General features: G+C 71.3%; 24 protein-coding genes. 5 read left to right on the forward strand and 19 right to left on the reverse strand.

Annotated elements, in window-relative coordinates; all coding sequences use genetic code 11:
* Positions 1 to 16: 16 nt before the first annotated feature.
* Genes ABZO31_RS33345 through ABZO31_RS33355 form a run of 3 tightly spaced genes read right to left on the reverse strand, consistent with a single transcriptional unit; the run spans position 17 to position 3,596 of the window.
* A complete protein-coding gene (locus ABZO31_RS33345) occupies positions 17 to 1,057 on the reverse strand; it encodes a ComEC/Rec2 family competence protein (protein WP_406865074.1) in 1,041 nt (346 codons plus the stop codon).
* Entirely contained in the window at positions 1,057 to 2,388 is a 1,332-nt protein-coding gene (locus tag ABZO31_RS33350; RefSeq protein WP_406865075.1) for a hypothetical protein, read from the reverse strand. Before ABZO31_RS33350 ends, ABZO31_RS33345 begins: the two co-directional genes overlap by 1 nt.
* Complete coding sequence (locus tag ABZO31_RS33355) at positions 2,385 to 3,596, reverse strand: caspase family protein (protein ID WP_406865076.1); 1,212 nt, start codon at positions 3,594 to 3,596, stop codon at positions 2,385 to 2,387. The genes ABZO31_RS33350 and ABZO31_RS33355 overlap by 4 nt, the downstream gene beginning before the upstream one ends.
* Before the next feature lie 111 nt (positions 3,597 to 3,707).
* On the opposite strand from ABZO31_RS33355, the gene ABZO31_RS33360 reads away from it, so the two are divergent.
* Positions 3,708 to 4,772, forward strand: a complete 1,065-nt coding sequence (locus ABZO31_RS33360) for a DUF2235 domain-containing protein (protein WP_406865077.1) — start codon at positions 3,708 to 3,710, stop codon at positions 4,770 to 4,772.
* An 18-nt stretch (positions 4,773 to 4,790) separates the two neighbouring features.
* Here the strand turns inward: ABZO31_RS33360 and ABZO31_RS33365 are convergent, their stop codons facing one another.
* From ABZO31_RS33365 to ABZO31_RS33425, 13 genes are all read right to left on the reverse strand, one after another.
* Complete coding sequence (locus ABZO31_RS33365; protein WP_406865078.1) at positions 4,791 to 5,507, reverse strand: carbonic anhydrase; 717 nt, start codon at positions 5,505 to 5,507, stop codon at positions 4,791 to 4,793.
* Positions 5,508 to 5,629: 122 nt separating this feature from the next.
* Positions 5,630 to 6,157 carry an NUDIX hydrolase family protein gene (locus tag ABZO31_RS33370; protein ID WP_406865564.1) on the reverse strand — a complete coding sequence of 176 codons (528 nt, stop codon included), beginning with the start codon at positions 6,155 to 6,157 and terminating at the stop codon, positions 5,630 to 5,632.
* 73 nt (positions 6,158 to 6,230) lie between these two features.
* Positions 6,231 to 6,626: a hypothetical protein gene (locus tag ABZO31_RS33375; protein ID WP_406865079.1), complete on the reverse strand. Its 396-nt coding sequence runs from the start codon at positions 6,624 to 6,626 to the stop codon at positions 6,231 to 6,233.
* A gap of 91 nt (positions 6,627 to 6,717) precedes the next feature.
* Positions 6,718 to 7,068 (reverse strand): ArsR/SmtB family transcription factor, encoded by a 351-nt coding sequence (locus ABZO31_RS33380; RefSeq protein WP_406865080.1) that lies wholly within the window; start codon positions 7,066 to 7,068, stop codon positions 6,718 to 6,720.
* Between the two features lie 148 nt (positions 7,069 to 7,216).
* Positions 7,217 to 7,630 (reverse strand): STAS domain-containing protein, encoded by a 414-nt coding sequence (locus tag ABZO31_RS33385; protein ID WP_406865081.1) that lies wholly within the window; start codon positions 7,628 to 7,630, stop codon positions 7,217 to 7,219.
* Between the two features lie 83 nt (positions 7,631 to 7,713).
* Positions 7,714 to 8,136: an ATP-binding protein gene (locus ABZO31_RS33390; protein ID WP_406865082.1), complete on the reverse strand. Its 423-nt coding sequence runs from the start codon at positions 8,134 to 8,136 to the stop codon at positions 7,714 to 7,716.
* On the reverse strand, positions 8,133 to 8,546 hold the full coding sequence (locus ABZO31_RS33395; RefSeq protein ID WP_406865083.1) for a pyridoxamine 5'-phosphate oxidase family protein: 414 nt from the start codon (positions 8,544 to 8,546) through the stop codon (positions 8,133 to 8,135). The genes ABZO31_RS33390 and ABZO31_RS33395 overlap by 4 nt, the downstream gene beginning before the upstream one ends.
* Positions 8,543 to 10,255 carry a SulP family inorganic anion transporter gene (locus ABZO31_RS33400; protein ID WP_406865565.1) on the reverse strand — a complete coding sequence of 571 codons (1,713 nt, stop codon included), beginning with the start codon at positions 10,253 to 10,255 and terminating at the stop codon, positions 8,543 to 8,545. Before ABZO31_RS33400 ends, ABZO31_RS33395 begins: the two co-directional genes overlap by 4 nt.
* Positions 10,256 to 10,311: 56 nt before the next feature.
* Positions 10,312 to 10,653 (reverse strand): ArsR/SmtB family transcription factor, encoded by a 342-nt coding sequence (locus ABZO31_RS33405; RefSeq protein WP_406865084.1) that lies wholly within the window; start codon positions 10,651 to 10,653, stop codon positions 10,312 to 10,314.
* Between the two features lie 170 nt (positions 10,654 to 10,823).
* Entirely contained in the window at positions 10,824 to 11,180 is a 357-nt protein-coding gene (locus ABZO31_RS33410) for a zinc ribbon domain-containing protein YjdM (RefSeq protein WP_406865085.1), read from the reverse strand.
* A 56-nt stretch (positions 11,181 to 11,236) separates the two neighbouring features.
* Entirely contained in the window at positions 11,237 to 12,328 is a 1,092-nt protein-coding gene (locus ABZO31_RS33415) for a serine hydrolase domain-containing protein (protein ID WP_406865086.1), read from the reverse strand.
* 15 nt (positions 12,329 to 12,343) lie between these two features.
* Complete coding sequence (locus ABZO31_RS33420; RefSeq protein ID WP_406865087.1) at positions 12,344 to 12,466, reverse strand: hypothetical protein; 123 nt, start codon at positions 12,464 to 12,466, stop codon at positions 12,344 to 12,346.
* Positions 12,467 to 12,553: 87 nt separating this feature from the next.
* On the reverse strand, positions 12,554 to 13,297 hold the full coding sequence (locus ABZO31_RS33425; protein ID WP_406865088.1) for a class I SAM-dependent DNA methyltransferase: 744 nt from the start codon (positions 13,295 to 13,297) through the stop codon (positions 12,554 to 12,556).
* Positions 13,298 to 13,363: 66 nt separating this feature from the next.
* Here ABZO31_RS33425 and ABZO31_RS33430 point away from each other — a divergent pair, with 66 nt between their 5' ends.
* The gene (locus ABZO31_RS33430) at positions 13,364 to 13,720 is read left to right on the forward strand and encodes a hypothetical protein (RefSeq protein WP_406865089.1); all 357 of its coding nucleotides are present in this window, start codon (positions 13,364 to 13,366) and stop codon (positions 13,718 to 13,720) included.
* On the forward strand, positions 13,717 to 13,962 hold the full coding sequence (locus tag ABZO31_RS33435; protein WP_406865090.1) for a hypothetical protein: 246 nt from the start codon (positions 13,717 to 13,719) through the stop codon (positions 13,960 to 13,962). Before ABZO31_RS33430 ends, ABZO31_RS33435 begins: the two co-directional genes overlap by 4 nt.
* A 44-nt stretch (positions 13,963 to 14,006) precedes the next feature.
* Here the strand turns inward: ABZO31_RS33435 and ABZO31_RS33440 are convergent, their stop codons facing one another.
* On the reverse strand, positions 14,007 to 14,510 hold the full coding sequence (locus ABZO31_RS33440; protein WP_406865091.1) for a hypothetical protein: 504 nt from the start codon (positions 14,508 to 14,510) through the stop codon (positions 14,007 to 14,009).
* A gap of 57 nt (positions 14,511 to 14,567) precedes the next feature.
* Entirely contained in the window at positions 14,568 to 14,834 is a 267-nt protein-coding gene (locus ABZO31_RS33445; RefSeq protein WP_406865092.1) for a hypothetical protein, read from the reverse strand.
* Between the two features lie 130 nt (positions 14,835 to 14,964).
* Here ABZO31_RS33445 and ABZO31_RS33450 point away from each other — a divergent pair, with 130 nt between their 5' ends.
* Positions 14,965 to 15,420 (forward strand): VOC family protein, encoded by a 456-nt coding sequence (locus ABZO31_RS33450; RefSeq protein WP_406865093.1) that lies wholly within the window; start codon positions 14,965 to 14,967, stop codon positions 15,418 to 15,420.
* A gap of 127 nt (positions 15,421 to 15,547) precedes the next feature.
* Here the strand turns inward: ABZO31_RS33450 and ABZO31_RS33455 are convergent, their stop codons facing one another.
* Entirely contained in the window at positions 15,548 to 15,994 is a 447-nt protein-coding gene (locus ABZO31_RS33455; RefSeq protein WP_406865094.1) for a hypothetical protein, read from the reverse strand.
* Between the two features lie 685 nt (positions 15,995 to 16,679).
* Here ABZO31_RS33455 and ABZO31_RS33460 point away from each other — a divergent pair.
* A complete protein-coding gene (locus tag ABZO31_RS33460) occupies positions 16,680 to 17,600 on the forward strand; it encodes a S1 family peptidase (RefSeq protein WP_406865095.1) in 921 nt (306 codons plus the stop codon).
* Positions 17,601 to 17,623 lie beyond the last annotated feature (23 nt).

Below are 17,623 nucleotides of genomic sequence, written 5' to 3' on the forward strand. Positions count from 1 at the left end.
CCGGTGGCGTTCCCGTTCAGAACTCCACGGTGACGAACCCGTCCTCGGCGCCCTCCGCGGGCGCCGAGACACGGTAGCCGAACTGCTCCTGCAGGCTCGACTCCTCCCAGTTCGATGCCCGCTCACGGTAGTTGAAGACCAGTTCCTTCGACTCCCCGCCGTTCTTGAGGATCCGCGCGATGGCGACGTCGTTCGGATGGCCGTGGACCTTCCCGTTGGTGGAGATCAGATAGCGGCCGCAGTCGAGGAGGCCGAGGAGGTCGTTCGAGATGTTCTTCTCGCTGCCGTGGTGGGCGACCTTCAGCGCGTCGACGCGCAGTCGCCCGCCCTCGGCCTCCGCTCGCGGCCGGAGCGACGCGACGAGGCGCGGATCGTCCGCGTCTCCGGTCAGCACGATCCGAGTACCGTCGAACTCGAAGAGCAGGCCGATACTGGTCGGATTGGTGGGGGAGCGGTCCCGTTTGAACGGAACGGCGGCCAGCTCGTCCACGTCGATCGCGCCGAACCGCTCGATCCCGGGCATGGCCTCCCGCTCCACCGGATCCACGCCGGGAATCAGCCCGGCCTGCTCGCACTTCGCCTTCCACTCCCCGATCAGGGACTCGAGAAGCCGGCGGTCCGGCGCGAGCACCTCCATCGTGGAACCGTCGTCGAACCAGCTCAGCGGATGACCGATCTCGACGCTGCGCCCGTCGAACGCCGCGTTCCACGGGAGGTGCTGAGCGATCAGCGCGGAGGTGAGCAGTTCCCCGTCCACCGCCCCGAAGATCTCCCGGTCGTGGAGATGGTCGAAGCCGTTGAACCACACGTCCCCGATGTCCACGGGCCGCTCCGGGTCGTCGAGCAGCGCCAGCACCCCGAGGATGTGGTCCTGGTCGACATGGGTCACCACCAGGACGTCGATCGGCCCGTCGAGTCCGGCGAGCAGCGGTTTGATCCGCCCGTAGGTGCCGCGCCGGCCCCCGTCGAGGAGGACGCGCCGGGTGAACTCGTCATTGCCGTATTCGAGGAGCAGGCAGTCGCCGTCCTCCGCGGGCAGCATCGTGAGCCGGAGCATCACGTACTCCTTTGCCGCAGGTCGAGAATCAGGAACGGCTCGCGCATGTCCGCCAGCCAGGACAGCCGGCGCACCTGGTCGAGCCGGAGCGCGCACACGGGGTCGTCGGGGAAGGCGGACAGCCCCTCCACGAGCCAGGCGAGCCCGAGCATGTAGTACGGGATGCCGCGGTCGACGGCCTCGATCAGCCCCGCCCGGGCTTGTTCCCGGGCCAGGTCACGGTCGAAGACCGGTGTCCCGGCCCCCGGCCGCCCGGCCGCCGCGACCCGGCGCAGCAGCCGTACGGAGCGCAGGATCGCCCCGTCGGCGAGCCACGGGAACTCCGTGGCCAGTCGGTCCAGCCAGGGATCCCAGTACGTCTCCGTCGCCGAGTGGTCCGTGCCGATCAGCACGTACGCCCCGGCCGCCGCCGCGAGCGGGTTCGCGGACTTCGAGAACAGCATCGCCTCGACGTCCGTGAACAGCCGCGCCGCCGTGTCCAGCGCGCCCTGCGCCATGTACGCGAGCCCCGCCCCGCGCACCGGGTCGCGGACCGTCACGGCGACCGCGCTCCCGGTCGGGCTCTGCCGCAGGTTCACCAGCACCTCCACCTCGTGCGGGCCCCACGGCAGCGGCAGCGTGACCAGCCGTACCGCCCCGGCCGCCTCCACCACCAGGAACTGCCTCCGGCCCGACGGCGAGCCCGGGGTCCCGACGGGACCGCCCGGCCCGAACCGGTACAGCGGTGTCACCAGCCCCCCGGCCACGTCGGGCCCGGTCAGCGTCAGAGGCCGGCCCTCCGCGACGAACCGCTCCAGCGCGCCGTCGTCCTGGTCCAATGCCAGCATCGACGCGAAGGACCAGCTCTCCGGCGGTGCGTCGCCGATCCACGTGGCGTGCGGGCTCGGGTCGGCGAACGGCGTCTCGGGCAGGGCACCGTCCGGTCCGGCGGCGGGCGCGACCATCGAACGGGAGGAGACGGACTCGGCGAGCGGGATCGTGGCGGAGCTCCGGTACACGCTCTCCGGCTCGATGTTGCCCATGAGGTACTGCCAGGAGTGCGACTCGTACGGCGAGTCCGTCATGACGAAGTCCACGGCGGTCTCCCGGCCCGCCTCCGCCACCGCGTCCTCCGTCAGCACCATCCCGGACGGCAGGGTGGCCGACACGACGTAACGACCGGGCGCCACCGGGTACGACGCGGGCTGCGGAGCCGTACCACAGGGGATCAGGATGCCGCGCAGGGTGTCGCCGCCGAGGTCGGCCGAGTGGATGTCGCCGACGATCACGGCGTCGTTGGACTCCCCGGCGGAGGAGAGGAAGAGCCTGACGGCGAGTGCGGTGGTGCTCATGGCCGGGCCAATCCGACACGGAACAGCGGCGGCCGGGCGTCGAGTTCCTGACGGCGTACGTCCTCGGGGCCGAGGACGGCCTCCACCTCATAGCGCCCGAAGGGCAGGAACAGCGCCCATTCGCCCAGGTCGGGCTCGTCGTCCGGCCCCGGGGCGAGCGGCGCGCGCCGCTGCTCCTCGTGTCCGTCCGGCGTCGGCCCGCCGTCCGCTGCGGCGCGCCGGCAGACGAACTCGGCGAGCGCGTTGTCCTCCCGCGGCCGGCAGCCGATGTACACCGGGACGACCGGGTCTCCGCGCAGCTCGTGGAAGTCGAAGTCGAACGACTCCGGGCTCACCGGCACCGCGCCGCCCGCCAGCACGCCCGCGAACGGCGGCTCGCGCATGAAGCGGCTGATCGCGTGCATCAGCGTGCCGGTGGTCACCCGCCACACCCGGCCCTCGGTGTTCTCACTGCCCGCGCCGTCGAAGCTGCGCAGCAGCGCGTCGGTGAAGAGGCTGACGCTGCCCGCGCGGGCGAAGGACTCCTCGCCGTGCAGGGTCGCGAAGTAGACGGCGTGTTCACGCGCCACGAAGCCGTCGGGCCGCAGGTTCCCGGCGACCGGCACCCGCCCGAGGGTGTCGCGCCCCACCAGCCTGACGAGTGCGTCGGAGCCGGCCCGGCAGGCGTCCACGAAGAAGACCTGTTGCCCGGCGCGGCAGCTGTTGAGCCCCCGGGCCAGGGCCTCGAAGTGCAGCGCGCCGTTCAGCGGGCTGTTGCGGTCGGCGAACATGTCCGCGGCGAGGAGCGAGGTGTCGAAGCCCAGCGAGACACCGTGACCGCAGAAGTAGAAGACCAGCCGCGCCTCGTCGTGGTCCCCGCGGTCCTTCCACTCGGTCACCGCGGCCACGATGTTGTCGATCGTCGCGGCCTCCACGTCGTGCTGCGCGCCCGTTCCCGGGTGGACGAAGGGCGCGGGCGCGGGCTCGCTCAGCAGCAGCGCGAGACTGCCCAACGGCCGCGTGCCGCCGTGGTACTGCTCGATCATCCAGCGTGCGAACGCGCGCGCGGAGAGCGGCGGCGAGGAGAGCTGACGCATCCCGGTGGCGCCGGGGTGGTCCGTGGGATCGGCCCCGCCGCCCAGGTGCGCGTACGCTCCGACGCCGATGACCAGGGCGTGGGTGGACGAGGGCCCCGCGTGCTCGTCGAGGTGCACGGTGAAGCGGGCCATGGAACCGGACCTCCGCGTGACGGAACGGGCAGGCAGGCCGAGGTGAGGCTTCACCACTATTATAGGAATTGCTCTGGTATGTGCCCCTCGGAAGTCCGGAGCCCGGAGGCCATGATGGGGAAGAACATCGTGATGTGCCTGGACGGGACGGGCAATCAGCTCAAGGCCCGCGGCAACACGAACGTCGTCAAACTCTACGAGATGCTCGACCTCCATGATCCCGCTGCGCAGATCGCCTACTACGACCCCGGCGTCGGCACCTTCTCCGCGGCCGGCGCGTGGACGGCGCCCTCGCGCAAGCTCTCCAAGCTCTTCGGTCTCGCCTTCGGCGCCGGCATCAAACAGAACCTCGGCGAGGCGTACACGTATCTGATGCACCATTACGAGCCCGGCGACCGGATCCACCTCTTCGGCTTCAGCCGCGGCGCGTACACGGCGAGGGCCCTCGCCGGGATGCTGAAGGCGGTCGGCCTGCTCCGCCCCGGCTCCGAGAACCTCGTCCCGTACGCCATCGCCGTCTACGCCAAGAACCGCACGTGGACGGACGACGACTGGGATCAACTGCACCAGTTCGCCGACGCGTTCAGCCGCAAGGTCGACGAACGCACCGGGATTCCCGTGGCGTTCATGGGTCTGTGGGACTCGGTGAAGGCCGCCGGCCTCCTGCGCTGGAACCTGCGCTGGCTCTTCACCCGCCGGATCCCCAACGTGGCGCGCGTCCGCCACGCCGTCTCCATCGACGAGAAACGCCGGCCCTACGAGGAGTACCTGGTCCTGCCCCCGGAGGAGCCGGGCGGCCGAGGACCGCACATCGACGAGGTCTGGTTCGCCGGGGTCCACTCCGACGTGGGGGGCACCTTCGAGGACGACCCGAGACTCCCCGCCGTGTCCCTGAAGTGGGTCGTCGACGGCGCCCTGGAGTCCGGCCTGCTCCTGAAGCCCGGCGCGTACGTCAAGCACCTCACCCTGGCCCCCGACCACGCCTACGGCACCGTCCACCGCATGGGCCGCGTCTGGGCCCTGCTCACCTACCGCCGCCGGCGCGTCCCGGCCACCGCACGGGTCCACGAGACCGTCCGCCTCCGCACGGAGTCCGACCCGGCCTACGGCGCACGCCTTCCGGCCGGCGTGGAGTGGACGGACCGGACGTGGCTCGCCCAGAGCCCCCACGCGTAGCGAACAGCCCGCGCCCCGTCAGTCGATGCGGTGCACGAGCTGGCTGGTCAACTCGTACCGGGCGCCGACGATCGCGAGGCGCCCCGCCGCGATCCTGGCGGCGAGATCGGTCTCGGCGGCGAGGCGCGACCGGACGAGCCGCACCTGGGCGGTGACGGTCGCGTCGATCCGTGCGGCACCCTCGACCGAGTGGTCGATGGCCGGCTCGATCTGGTCGGCGATGTACCGGATGTGCGCGGGCAGTTCCTCGCCCGACTCCTCCGCGTGGACCGCCGCGGACACGGCGCCGCACGACTGGTGCCCGAGCACCAAGACGAGCGGTATGTCCAGCTCCAGGACGCCGTACGCCACGCTGCCCAGCACCGCCTCGTCCAGGACCTCGCCCGCGGAGCGCACGGTCATCAGATCGCCGAGACCCTGGTCGAAGACCAGCTCCGGCGGTACGCGGGAGTCGATGCAGCCGAGGATGACCGCGAACGGGTGCTGTCCGGAGACCATGTCGCGCCGGACCCTGCGCGTCTCGTGCGGGTGCCGCTCGCGGAAGGTCCGCCACCGCCGGTTCCCGGACTCCAGCTCCCGCAGCGCGGCGTCGGGGGTGGTGGGCCGGGGCCTGGCGGCCGTGGCGGGTGCCGCGGCCGCACCCGGTACGTCGAGCACCCACGCGCCTGCGGCCACGGCGGAGCCGGTGACCGTGGCGCGCAGCAGACTGCGGCGGGAGGTCGAAGGAAGAGTCACGCGACGAACGTAGAACCCGAACCACCGTGCGACCGACCGGAATTACCGAACGCGCAGCCCGTCTTTGACCACTCTTGAACGACTCTTGGACAAGAACGAGAAGACGGGCCGCTGCACCGGCGTCAGTACGTGAGCCCCACATGAGCCAGCGCCTGCTTCAGCAACATGCCCTGCCCGCCCGGCATCTCGCCCTGCACGGCCGGCGAGGCGGCCTCCTGCGGGCTGAACCACACCAGGTCCAGGGCGTCCTGCCGCGGCCGGCAGTCCCCGGTCACCGGCACGATGTACGCGAGCGAGACCGCGTGCTGGCGAGGGTCGTGGAAGGGGGTGATCCCCGCCGTGGGGAAGTACTCGGCGACCGTGAAGGGCTGCAGCGACGCCGGTACGCGGGGGAGGGCCACCGGCCCGAGGTCCTTCTCCAGGTGCCGGAGCAACGCGTCACGCACCCGCTCGTGGTGCATGACCCGCCCGGACACCAGCGTCCGGCTGATCGTGCCGTCCGCGCCGATCCGCAGCAGCAGCCCGATACTGGTGACTTCACCGCTCTCGTCCACGCGCACGGGCACGGCCTCGACGTACAGGATCGGCATCCGGGCCCTGGCCGCGTCGAGCTCGTCCGTGGTCAGCCAACCGGGCGTGGTCTCAGTCATGTCAGACATCACTTGATGATACTTTCCGCGACGACACGGGTCGCAGCGCCGCACCGCACGGGGACCGTCGTGATCACGGGCTCAGGCGGCGGTAGGCCGCGCGGGCGTGGACGAGGCGGGCCGCGCAGGTGCCCGCGCTCGCGGCGACGAACAGGCAGGCGATGCGGCCGAGGTCGTACGAGGCCTCCCAGGTGAGTTCGCCGATCGGCGCGGTGGCGAAGACGTTCAGGATCAGCCAGCACAGCAGCGCCGTCCCCGGCGCCGCGGCCAGACGGGCGCTGGTGCTCACGGCCGCCACCGTGAGGGACAGGGTGAGCAGGTCGAAGGAGGGATTCCCCTGGCCGTCGAGCAGATTGAAGGCCGTGACCACCGCGAACGCCATCCCGGCCGTGACCGCCCAGACGAAGGCCGTCGCCACGGGCGGGGGCACGGGACGGACACCGGAACCGATCCGTTTCCACACCAGCATGCGGGCACCTTCCTCGCCGAACTCACCGTCCGATCCCACCACGCCCGCGCCGGTCGCACCACGGCAGGAAAGAGACATCGGGGACCCGCTGTCAGGCGGGCGTCGAGGGCTCCGACGTGGTGGCGCGGAGGTCGGCGAGCAGTTCGGCCTGTCCGGCGAGGACGCCCGACAGGATGCCTCGCGCCACGGCGAGCAGCTCGGACACCTGGGGATCCGTCAGCGAGTAGTACACGCCCGAGCCCTCGCGACGCGCGACGACCAGGTTCGACCGGCGCAGCACGGCGAGCTGCTGGGACAGGTGCGCCGGCTCGACACCGATCTCGGCGAGCATCTCGGAGACCGCGTGCTCCCGCGTGCTCAGCAGCTCCAGGACGCGGATGCGCACGGGATGCCCGAGCGTCTTGAAGAACTCCGCCTTGAGCTGGTACAGCGGCGTACTCACCGGGCCCACCGCCCGCCCGACAGGAGGGTCGTCGGGGCGGCGGCCGGACACCGCCGTGCCCGCCGCGTCCATCGCGTCCAGGAAGAACTCTGCGCCATGGGGCCATCTTCGCAGGGCACCAGGGGCGCTTCGTACATCAGCTCGGCCGTCAGCCCCGGGCGACCCGCTCGGCGCTCCGGGCGCCCGGCCACTCGTCGCTGCACCACTCGCGCTGCTCCCGGCCGTCGCTGTGGTGCGCGGCGAAGGCGGCGCGCAGATCGCAGTGCACCAGGATGTCGGGCTGGTCGCCGGTCGGTACGAGGGAGCCGTCGGCCGGAATCGCGGCCAGTTCGAGGCTCCGTCCCTCGTCCGCGAGCCGGCGTGCGGCGGAGGCGACCGCCAGCTGCCCGCCGGCCGACCAGCCGCGCAGGCTGGTCAGGTCGAGGATCACGGGCCCGGTGCCGCGGGCCAGCACCCAGCCCACGGCGCCGTCGAAGCGCCGGACCGCGTCGGCTCCGAGGTAGCCGGCCAGGGAGAGCACGCTCAGGCCGGGGTGGGTGGTGTAGCGCCATTCGATGGTCATCGTGCTTGCCTCTGTCGCAGTCTCTGGCTCAGGTGTGTCGGGTCCGGGCTCTCTCAGGGCCCCGGGTCGTCGTCGGTCGGTTCTCACAGCGGCAGCGTGATCCACACGGCCTTGCCCCCGCCGTCCGCGTCCCGCCGTACGACGCAGGTGCCGCCCGACGAGGCGGTCACCTCGGCGACGGCGGCCAGTCCGCCCCGGTCGTCGCCGGGGACGGCGCAGATGCCCGGGTGGTACGGGTGCCGGTCGTGCACGGCGAGTGCGAGCGCGGACGTGCCGGAGGCGAAGGTCACGGTGAGACTGGCCGACGTGACGGCGGCGTGCCGGACGCTGTTGGTGACCAGCTCGCTCAGGACCAGCAGGGCGGGCCCGACCGCGGGATGGGACGCGCCGATGCCCCACTCGGCGAACGTCATCTCGGCCGTCTCCCGCACGAGCCGCACCGACGCCGGCACGGTGGGCACGGTCAGTACGTGTCGCAGGGGCAGCGTGTCGTCGCGTCCGCTCACGCCGGCCCCGCCGCGCTCAGGCGGTACCCGACGACGGTCTGCGGGGTGATGCGCAGCAGCGTGTCGTGCGGCCCGTACGCCCAGCCCGGCAGCGTCCGCAGGTAGTGCGCGGCCTCGGCGGCGTCCGTGACGCGTTCCGCCGGACCCGAGACGGTGACGCTCCAGCCGGTGCCGCCGGGCATCCGGATGTCGTCGGCCTGGTAGCTCAGCGTGGGCCGGCCGTCGAGCAGGTCCGCCTGCACGGGGCAGCGGACGACGAGCCGACCGTACGAGAGGACGTGGGAGGCGGGCCGGACGACGGGGGCGTCACGACGCGTGTGGAGCAGGTGCCCGTGTGCGGCCCCTTCGAGCAGCCACAGCGCCTCGGCCCCGGACACCTCGGCCATCCGGCGATGTGCGGCAGTGGTCATCGAAGCGACTCCTGGGAGGACTGCGGACGGGATTCTTCGGTGAACGGCGTGCGGGGTTCTTCGGCGAGCCCCGGGTGTACCTTCTGCCGGGGCGGCGGCAGCACCACACCGGCGCCGTGCAGATGGGCGCGGGCGGCGGCGATGGCCTCCGGCGTCGTGGCGAACTCCCGCCCGTCGAGCCGCAGCAGGTCGAGGGCGCCGACGGCCTCCAGCGCCTGCCGCTGCTCCGGCCGCACGCCCGAGGTCATCACGGCGATGCCACGCCGGTTCAGCTTCTCGACCGCGTCCTTCAGGACGAGGGCGCCGGTGGCGTCGACGGTCGTGACGCGGGACATGCGCAGGATCACCACGTGGACGTCGGCGACCTCGGACAGTTCGAGGAGGAACCGGTGCGCGGCGGCGAAGAAGAGCGGACCGTCGATCCGGTACGCCACGATGTGCTCGGCGAGCAGCGCATGCTCCTCCTCGCCGTGCTCGCCCGGCAGGTCCGCGCGGAAGTCGACCTCGGCGAGCCGCGCCTGCTTCGCCACGGCGCGCAGCGCGAGGCCGCCCGCGACGACGAAGCCGATGACCACCGCGTACACGAGGTCCAGGGCGAGGGTGGCGACGGCGGTCAGGACGAGGACGACGGCGTCGGAGCGGGTGGCCCTCGCCATCGCGCGCAGCGAACCGACCTCGACCATCCGGACCGCCGTGGCGAGCAGCACGCCGGCGAGCGCGGCGAGCGGGATCCTCGACACGAGCGGCGCCGCGGCGAAGACGATGACGGCGAGGACGGCGGCGTGGGTGAGGGCCGAGAGCCGCGACGAGGCCCCGGTGCGCACGTTGACCGCGGTACGGGCGATGGCGCCGGTCGCCGGCACGCCGCCGAACAACGGTGCGGCCAGGTTGGCCAGGCCCTGCCCGAACAGCTCGCGGTCCGGGTCGTGCTTCTGGCCCACGGTCATGCCGTCCGCGACCTGCGCCGACAGCAGGGACTCCAGCGCCGCGAGCGCCGCGACCGCCATGGCCGGCGCGATCAGCGAGCCGAGCTGCGACAGGTCCACGAAGCCGAGGGACGGGGCGGGCAGACCGGCCGGCAGGGTGCCGATCGGCGTCGCGTCGTCCAGCCGGAACAGCTGGGCGACGAGCGTCGCGCCGATCACCGCGATGATCGAGAAGGGCACGGTGGGCTTGAGCCGGGCGCCGATCAGCATCACCGCCGCGACGCCGCCCGCGAGCCCCGCAGCCGTCCAGTCGGGCGCCCCGGCGAACGCCTCGACCGCCCGCCAGGTCACCTCGAGGACCCGGTCGCCCTCGGGCTTGGGCACGCCCAGGGCGTTCGGCACCTGCTGGAGGCCGATGACGAGCGCGATGCCGAGCGTGAAACCCTCCACGACGGAGGCCGGGATGTACGCCATGTACCGCCCGGCCCGCGCCACGGCGAGTCCGACGACGATCAGTCCGGCGATCAGCCCGACCATGAGGACCCCGCCGGGCCCGTGCCGGGCGACGATGGGGAGGAGGACGACGGTCATGGCCCCGGTGGGCCCCGACACCTGAAGGTTGGAGCCGCCGAACACCGCGGCGACCGCACCGGCCACGACGGCGGTGGCGAGCCCGGCCTGCGCACCGAGCCCGGAGGACACTCCGAACCCGAGGGCGAGCGGCAACGCGACGACGGCCACGGTCAGCCCTGCGACGAGATCCCGTCGCGGGTTCCGGCCCATGAAGGCGAGATCGGCACGCCGGGGCAGCAGTGAGCGCAGACGCTCCACGACACGGTTCACCGGGAGCCGACCTCGGCCTTCCGGAGCTCGGCAAGAAGCTCGTTCTGTCCGGCCAGCATCTCGGTGAGGATGCGCCGCGCGGCCTGCATGAGATCGGCGACGTCACCGCCCGCGAGGGTGTACACCACAGTGGCCCCGTCCCGCGTCGAGGACACGATCCCGGACCGCCGCAGGACGGCGAGCTGCTGCGACAGCGCCGGCGGCTCGATCTCGATCTCCGCCAGCAGGTCCCGTACCGCCTTCGGCCCGTCCTGCAGCAGCTCGAGCACACGGATCCGAACCGGGTGACCGAGCATCCGGAAGAAGTCGGCCTTGGCCTGGTACAGCGGCACGGACACGCTCGCGCACCCTCCTCGAGGCAACGGACAGGCTGAGCGCTGCGCCCGCGGCAACCTACGAGCGCAGCGAACCCAGCATGTATTGAATTGCCATTTTTTGCAATTCGCGGATAAATGAAGCCGCGGAGGAGGGGAGATCAGAGGGGGAGCGGACGGTGATCAGGCCCGACTCAGGCCTTCTTCACCACGCTGGACTTGAGCTGCATGGGCCCGAAGCCGTCGATCTTGCAGTCGATGTCATGCCCGTCGACACCGTCCACGAGCCGGATGTTGCGCACCTTGGTACCGGCCTTGATCCCGGTGGGGCTGCCCTTCACCTTGAGGGTCTTGACGACGGTGACCGTGTCGCCGTCGGCCAGCACATTGCCGACGGAGTCCTTGATCACCTTCTCGCCGCCACCGTTCTCGGCGGCGGAAGCGGGGGCGGCGGACCACTCGTGCCCGCACTCGGGGCACACCAGCAGCGCGCCCATCTCGTACGTGTAGGCGCTGGAACACTCGGGGCAAGGGGGAAGATTCTCGTTCACCCCCCGAGTCTACGTCGCGCTCCGCAGCCTCCCGGCGCTCCCCGCGGCCCCCCGGCTCACCCGTATTCGGGGATGGGGTGCTCGGGCGTGAGCGCGGCGGCGATGCGCTGGGCGATGGTGTGGGCCGTGTGTCCGTCGGGGGTGTCCGGGCCCTGCGTGGTGGAGACGGCGATGGCGAGGCGCTCTTCGGGCAGGTAGTTCTGGGAGGCGGAGTAGCCGAAGAACAGGGGGTGTTGGGAGATCCAGTCACCGAGTACGAGGACGCCCATGCCGTAGTGCGTGGCCTCGGTGTTCGGGAGGCAGACCGTCGCCGGGCACGTGTGGGTCGGTGTGCCCAGCCCCACGGCCCCCGGATCCAGCAGCTCCCGGTGGCCGGCGGGGGAGAGCAGCTGCCCCGAGCCGATGCCGGCGGCGGAGCGGGCGAGGTCGCAGATGTCCGTGGTCTGCACAGCGCCCGGAGCGGTGGTCCAGGAGGGGTTCCAGAAGGTGGACTCCTCGTAGAGCCCGCGGTCGGGTGAGAAGGCGTGCAGGACGGGTCCGGGGGTGAAGCTGTTGCGGGTCTCGCGCAGTCCGAGGGGGCCCGTGACCTCGCGCTGGAGCAGGTGGTCGAGCCGGGTGCCGGTGATCTTCTCGAGGGCGGCGCCGAGGAGGACGAAGTTGGCGTGCGAGTAGCTCCAGTTGGTGCCCGGCTCGTACCACCGGGGCTGACCGGTGGACAGGGCCACGAGCTCCTGGGGCGTCCAGTGGCGGTACGGGTCGGCGGTGACCGCCTGCTGGAACCGGGGGAGGGGCACGTAGTGGGCGAGGCCGGTCGTGGAGGCGCCCAGCATGCGCAGAGTGATCCGCTCGCCCTGCGGCAGATCCGGCAGCCAGCGCGCGACGGGATCGTCGAGACGCACGGTGCCCTGGTCGACCAGCCGCAGCAGCGCCGTGCCCATGTAGCTGATGGCGATGTTGCCGTTGCGGAAGTGCATGGCGGGGTCGGCGGGGACCCCTGTCATCGACTCGCCGAGCGCGGTGGTGACGACGTTCCGTCCGTCGACGGTGACCCGCAGGATCACGGACTTGAGGCCCATCTCGTCCTTGGCCTGCTCGGCGATCCGCAGCACGTCCCGCGCCGGCCCGTGCCCGGGCACGCGGGAGGGCACGCAACGTCGCTGTCCCTAGTCACCGGCGGCGGCCGTGGCGGTGGCTTCGACCGGGGCGCCGAGGGCGGTGAGGGCGACGACCGCGGTGACCGCCGCGGCGAGGTGGCGCGAGCGCGACGTGGAGCGGGCGAGTCTCATGCCCGGAGTATCGACGGCGCCTTACCACCCGAAGTCGCGCCCGCCGCCCGACCCGCCCGAAGATCACCCGTCAGGCCCGGCGGCCCGTCATCGGCCCGTCTTCCGCCACACGGAGACGTGCTTCCCGGAGTCCTGGGTGAACGGCGCCCCGCTCCAGTCCGCCACGCGACGCTCCAGCTCGAGCCCGGCCAGCCGCGCCATGAGGTCGAGCTCGGCCGGCCAGGCGTACCGGTGCCGGGAACTGCCACGCCGGTAGCGACCGTCGTCGCCGTCGCGCGTGAGGTGGTGCGAGACGAGAACCTGCTCGACCAGGTCGAAGGTGTCGAATCCGAGATGCCGCTCGGAGACGTCGAACGGCACCGCGACCTGACCGGGCGGCAGGAACCGCAACGGCGGCACGTTCAGCTCGATGACGAACCGGCCGCCGGGCGCGAGATGCCGGGCGGCGTTGCGGAAGCACTCGACCTGCTCGTCCTGCGTGAGCAGGTTGGAGATGGTGTTGTAGACGAGGTACACGACGGCGAACTCGCCGGGGACGACGGTCGTGGCCATGTCGCCGATGGTGACGGGGAGCGTCTCCTCGTCGACCTTGCGCCGCAGGACCGCCGCCATGTGCTCGGACAGCTCGATCCCCACGACCGGTACGCCCCGCTCCCGAAGCGGCACACCGACGCGCCCGGTCCCGATGGCGAACTCCAGCGCCCGCCCGTCACCGGCAAGCTCGGCAAGGAAGTCGACCGTCGCCCCGACGACGGCGGCCGACCCCATCTCGGTCTCCTCGACGTCGTAACGCTCGGCGGCGGCACGGCCCCACAGTTCACTACTCGTCACGGGATCCACTCTGCCGGGCGGGGCGGGACGCTGTCGAAGCATTTCCGCCCGACGGCACGTGGCACGATGGACGACATCGGCGCGGCCGTGCGCCTCTGGATGGACGACGTCCACCGCCCGGAGCGCCGGCTCTGGGACGACTACGAGTGGGGCAACGCCCACTGGTACTGCTGCGGCGATCCGCTCGAGGCCCGCGTGCTCCTCGGCGCCGTGATGCAGGCGATGTCACCTCGCACCGCCCGCGAACTGCGCCGAATCGTCCATCGCTCCGACGCAGGCTGGGACGGCCTGTCGGACGAAGGGCTGAGGCGCGTCCTGACCGGTGCTTCAGTTTTCGATGCAGCGGGCATCCTGTGGGCACCACGCACGAAGCGTGCGTGGGTGCCGAAATCCCGTCAGGGGCAGGGGGCAGGGCGACGATGAGCTACGTGGTAGGAGGGATCGTGATCCTCGTGGCACTGGCCGCGCTGGGCCTGATCGTGTTGGTGATCATCGCCGCACCCGCCGGCACTGAGCCGCACAGCGGCGGACCCGCCCCGAGCGGGCCTGCCAACGACAGTTGGTGGGCCGGCGGGAACAGCCCCTTCTCCTGCGCAGGCGGCTCATCGAGCAGCGGGACGGACCGCGACTCGTCGTCGTCCTGCGGCGGCGTGGGCGGGGATTGAGGGACGGACAGACTCACCGCAGCTTTCGGTCGGACGCAGTGCGCTCACACGGCTACCGGCTCCGGCTCGACCGTGCCACGGAACCGGAACCCCAAGGCGTGCACGAGGGCGAAGACCAAGTCCTCCGCCAGCGGATCACACTCAGCCGCCAGGGCAGCCGCCAGCGCCCCCGAATCCGGCTGAAGGCCGGCCCTTTGGGCCCAAGCCACAGCGCGCTCTCCCACCTCGGCGGAATCACCGATCCAGTCACCGGGAACGCCGTAATCCCGCGCCATCTCCGGAGACAGAACGCACTGCCATGACAGGCCATCGGGACCAGCTCCCTGAACGGTGGCGAAGTCGCTGTCCACGACGTGAGCGACCAGAAGAAAAGCCCCGGTCTCACGAATGATCGAAGGATCCGGATCGGCGACAGGACACACCTGCAGAATCTGCCACGCGCCGTCCTGCCCCCACCAGAGCGACTCACAGTCCAGGGCCCGCAGCGCCCCCAACTCGGCCAGTGCATGGCCGGCTCGCGCCACGATGAAGGACCCTGAGAACCCCATGACCAGGAACCGTAGCCGGGACCACTGACACCGCCGACTTGCAGAACTACGGCCGGCTCACGCCCCTCGGCGGTCCCTCAGCTCGGACAGCCACGCCCGAACCTGTTCGTCATCGTGCAGGAAGGCACCGTTCTCATCCGCAGGGAGGTCGATTCCGTAGAGAAGGTTCAGCGCCCACCAGGAGAGGTCGTCCCAGACGAGCCCCTCCTCCAGCACCCACCTGCCCGCCCAGCGGTCGGCCTCGTCCCGGGACAACCGACCCGCGACAAGCTCGACGAAGCGATCCTCGATCTGATCAAGAGTCGGCCGGCCACTGTCACCCATGCCGCGACCATACCGGCCGGGCGAAGGGCTGCCACTCGTCGACTCTGACGTCCTGCCGACTCCCGACGAGCGCGCCGCAGGGGGATCAACCCGGGGACCGGGTGTCAGACCTGCCTGGGATGCTCCGAGCATGGAGATGACCGTGCAGCTGACGATCGACTGCGCCGATCCGCAGAGGATGGTGGCCTTCTGGGCCGAGGCCCTGGGGTACGTGCCTGAGCCTGCGCCGGACGGGCACGCCACGTGGCGTGCCTACTGGGTGGCGGTGGGCGTGCCCGAGGAGGAGTTGCCGGCCGGTGCCGGGGACATTCCGGAGTCGATCATCGACCCGTCGGGGCGGGGACCGAGGGTGTGGTTCCAGCAGGTGCCGGAGCCGAAGGTCGCCAAGAACCGGTGGCACTTCGACCTGAAGGTCGGCGGGGGCCGTGACGTCCCCTTGGACGTCCGCGCGCAACGTGTCAAGGCGACGGTGGAACGGCTGGTCAAAGCCGGTGCCACCGTGCTGCGGATCAAGGACGAGCCGGACACGGGGTTCTACGCCGCCGCCATGCAGGACCCCGAGGGCAACGAATTCGACGTCGCCTGAGGATCGTTGCGACGGTGCTGGTCACAGTCGCGCCATCACGGCTGTGACCAGCACCGTCGCCTCGTAGCGGACGGAGGGATGGGGTTCGGACACCGGCACCTGGCACCCCGCACCCGGCACCGGTGAGTCACAGGGCCCACCAGCAGTACAGCAGCAGCCCGGAAGCCTGAGCACGCCGAGCCAGTCCTGCCAGGACCTCCAGGACAGTGGTCGTGTCCTCGACGCTGATTCCCGACTGCCGGAGTTCATCGGTCATCGACCACGGCTCGGCATAGCGAACCAGGTCGTCCTGCGTCGCCGTGGCAAGAGCGTGGATCAGGGTGCCCGACAGGCTCACCACGAACGGCGGGCCGTCCTCCGGCTCGGAGAGCAGTAGCCCGGACCGCGGGCGTTCGCCGGCCTCCTCGTAAGTACAGCCGGTCATGATGGCTTCGAGCTGGACGATCGCGACGACGGGATCGATGTTCTTGAGGGCGACCACGTCGAGTCCCGCCTGCCCTGGGCCTCCCGGAGTCTGGAGGACCGCGACGGCGGCTTGGTCGTCGGCGGCAGCGAAGTAGTCACACAGCGGCATGCCGCCGATTCTGGCATTCGCGGACAGCAGCTCGGCCCTGCCGGCACCGCCGGGGCGGTCGTTCCGTTCCTGATCCGGCCAGGCAGCGAACCGTATCGAGACGGGGCGATTGCGATGTTCGGCGTCGCGGGGTGACTCCTCTGGAGAGAGGGGCGGGTGAACGCGGGCGCTCGTTGCCGGCGAACTCCGGCCGACGCGTGGGTGGATACTCGCCGGTGCTGCCGTTGCTCGTGCATGCTGCGAATGCGGGAGAGTGCCGGTCGATGCGGGACCTCGCGATCTCTTGCGAGGCCGTTCATCGGATCTCGCCCCCCGACAGCCCTCGAACAAGGGGAATGTAGCCTTCCGTACCTGCGTCAGGAGCTGCGTGCACCCTGTCTCCGGCCACCCCCGCGCGGCCCGCAGCCCCCGCCGTCGGATTCCGTCCGCAATCACTTCCTGAAAGTTGCTGACACTCATTCAGGTGACCGTCGCCACCGCCCCTTCCGCCGCCGCGCCTCACCGTCCAGTGAAGTCCGCGCTGGACGCGCGTAGAGCGACTGAAAGGCGACCTTGCCCCGCTCCATGTGCGGAGTCGAGGATTCCTCTCGCAACTCGTTGACAGGTCCATGGCATACACCGCCGCGGATCGACCGCATTCGAGGGCCGCCCACCCAGCGGCCCACGACCCCCACCGGAGGATGCAGTGAACGTGAAGCGCCCGCTTCGTCATGGCAAGCTCGCGCAAGCCACCCGCGTGATGGCCGTCGTCGGCGCCCTCGTGGCCGCCTCGGCGCTGGCCGCGCCCACCTCGTCCGCGGTCTCGGCCGACTCCGCGCGGGCCACGTCCGCCGACCTGGCCGTCGCGAGCGACGCCGTGCTCGACGCCGACGTGGCCGGCACGGCCTGGTACACCGATCAGGCCACCGGCAAGGTCATCGTCACCGTCGACTCCACCGTCTCGGAGGCGGAGATCGGGACGCTCCGCAAGGCGGCCGGCACCCGCGCCGGCGACCTGAAGATCCAGCGGACCAACGGCAAGATCAACAAGCTGATCGCGGGCGGCCAGGCCATCTACGCCGGCGGCGGCCGCTGCTCGCTCGGCTTCAACGTCCGCAGCGGCAGCGGCACGTACTACGCGCTGACCGCGGGCCACTGCACCAACATCGGCAGCACGTGGTACACCAACTCCTCCAACACCACCCTGCTAGGCACCCGTGCCGGAACCAGCTTCCCGACCAACGACTACGGCATCATCCGTCACTCCAACGCCTCCGCCGCCGACGGACGCGTCTACCTCTACAACGGCAGCTACCGGGACATCACCGGCGCGGCGAACGCCTACGTCGGCCAGTCTGTCCAGCGCAGCGGCAGCACCACCGGCCTGCGCAGCGGTACCGTCACCGGCCTCAACGCCACCGTCAACTACGGCGGCGGCGACGTCGTCTACGGCCTCATCCAGACCAACGTCTGCGCCGAGCCCGGCGACAGCGGCGGCGCCCTCTTCTCCGGGAGCACGGCGCTCGGCCTCACCTCGGGCGGCAGCGGCAACTGCTCCTCCGGCGGCACCACGTTCTTCCAGCCCGTCACGGAGGCGCTCAGCGCGTACGGCGTGAGCGTCTTCTGATCCTCACTCCGTAACCATGGGGC

This window comes from Streptomyces solicamelliae (assembly GCF_045348655.1).
GTDB classification, from domain to species: Bacteria; Actinomycetota; Actinomycetes; order Streptomycetales; family Streptomycetaceae; genus Streptomyces; species Streptomyces solicamelliae.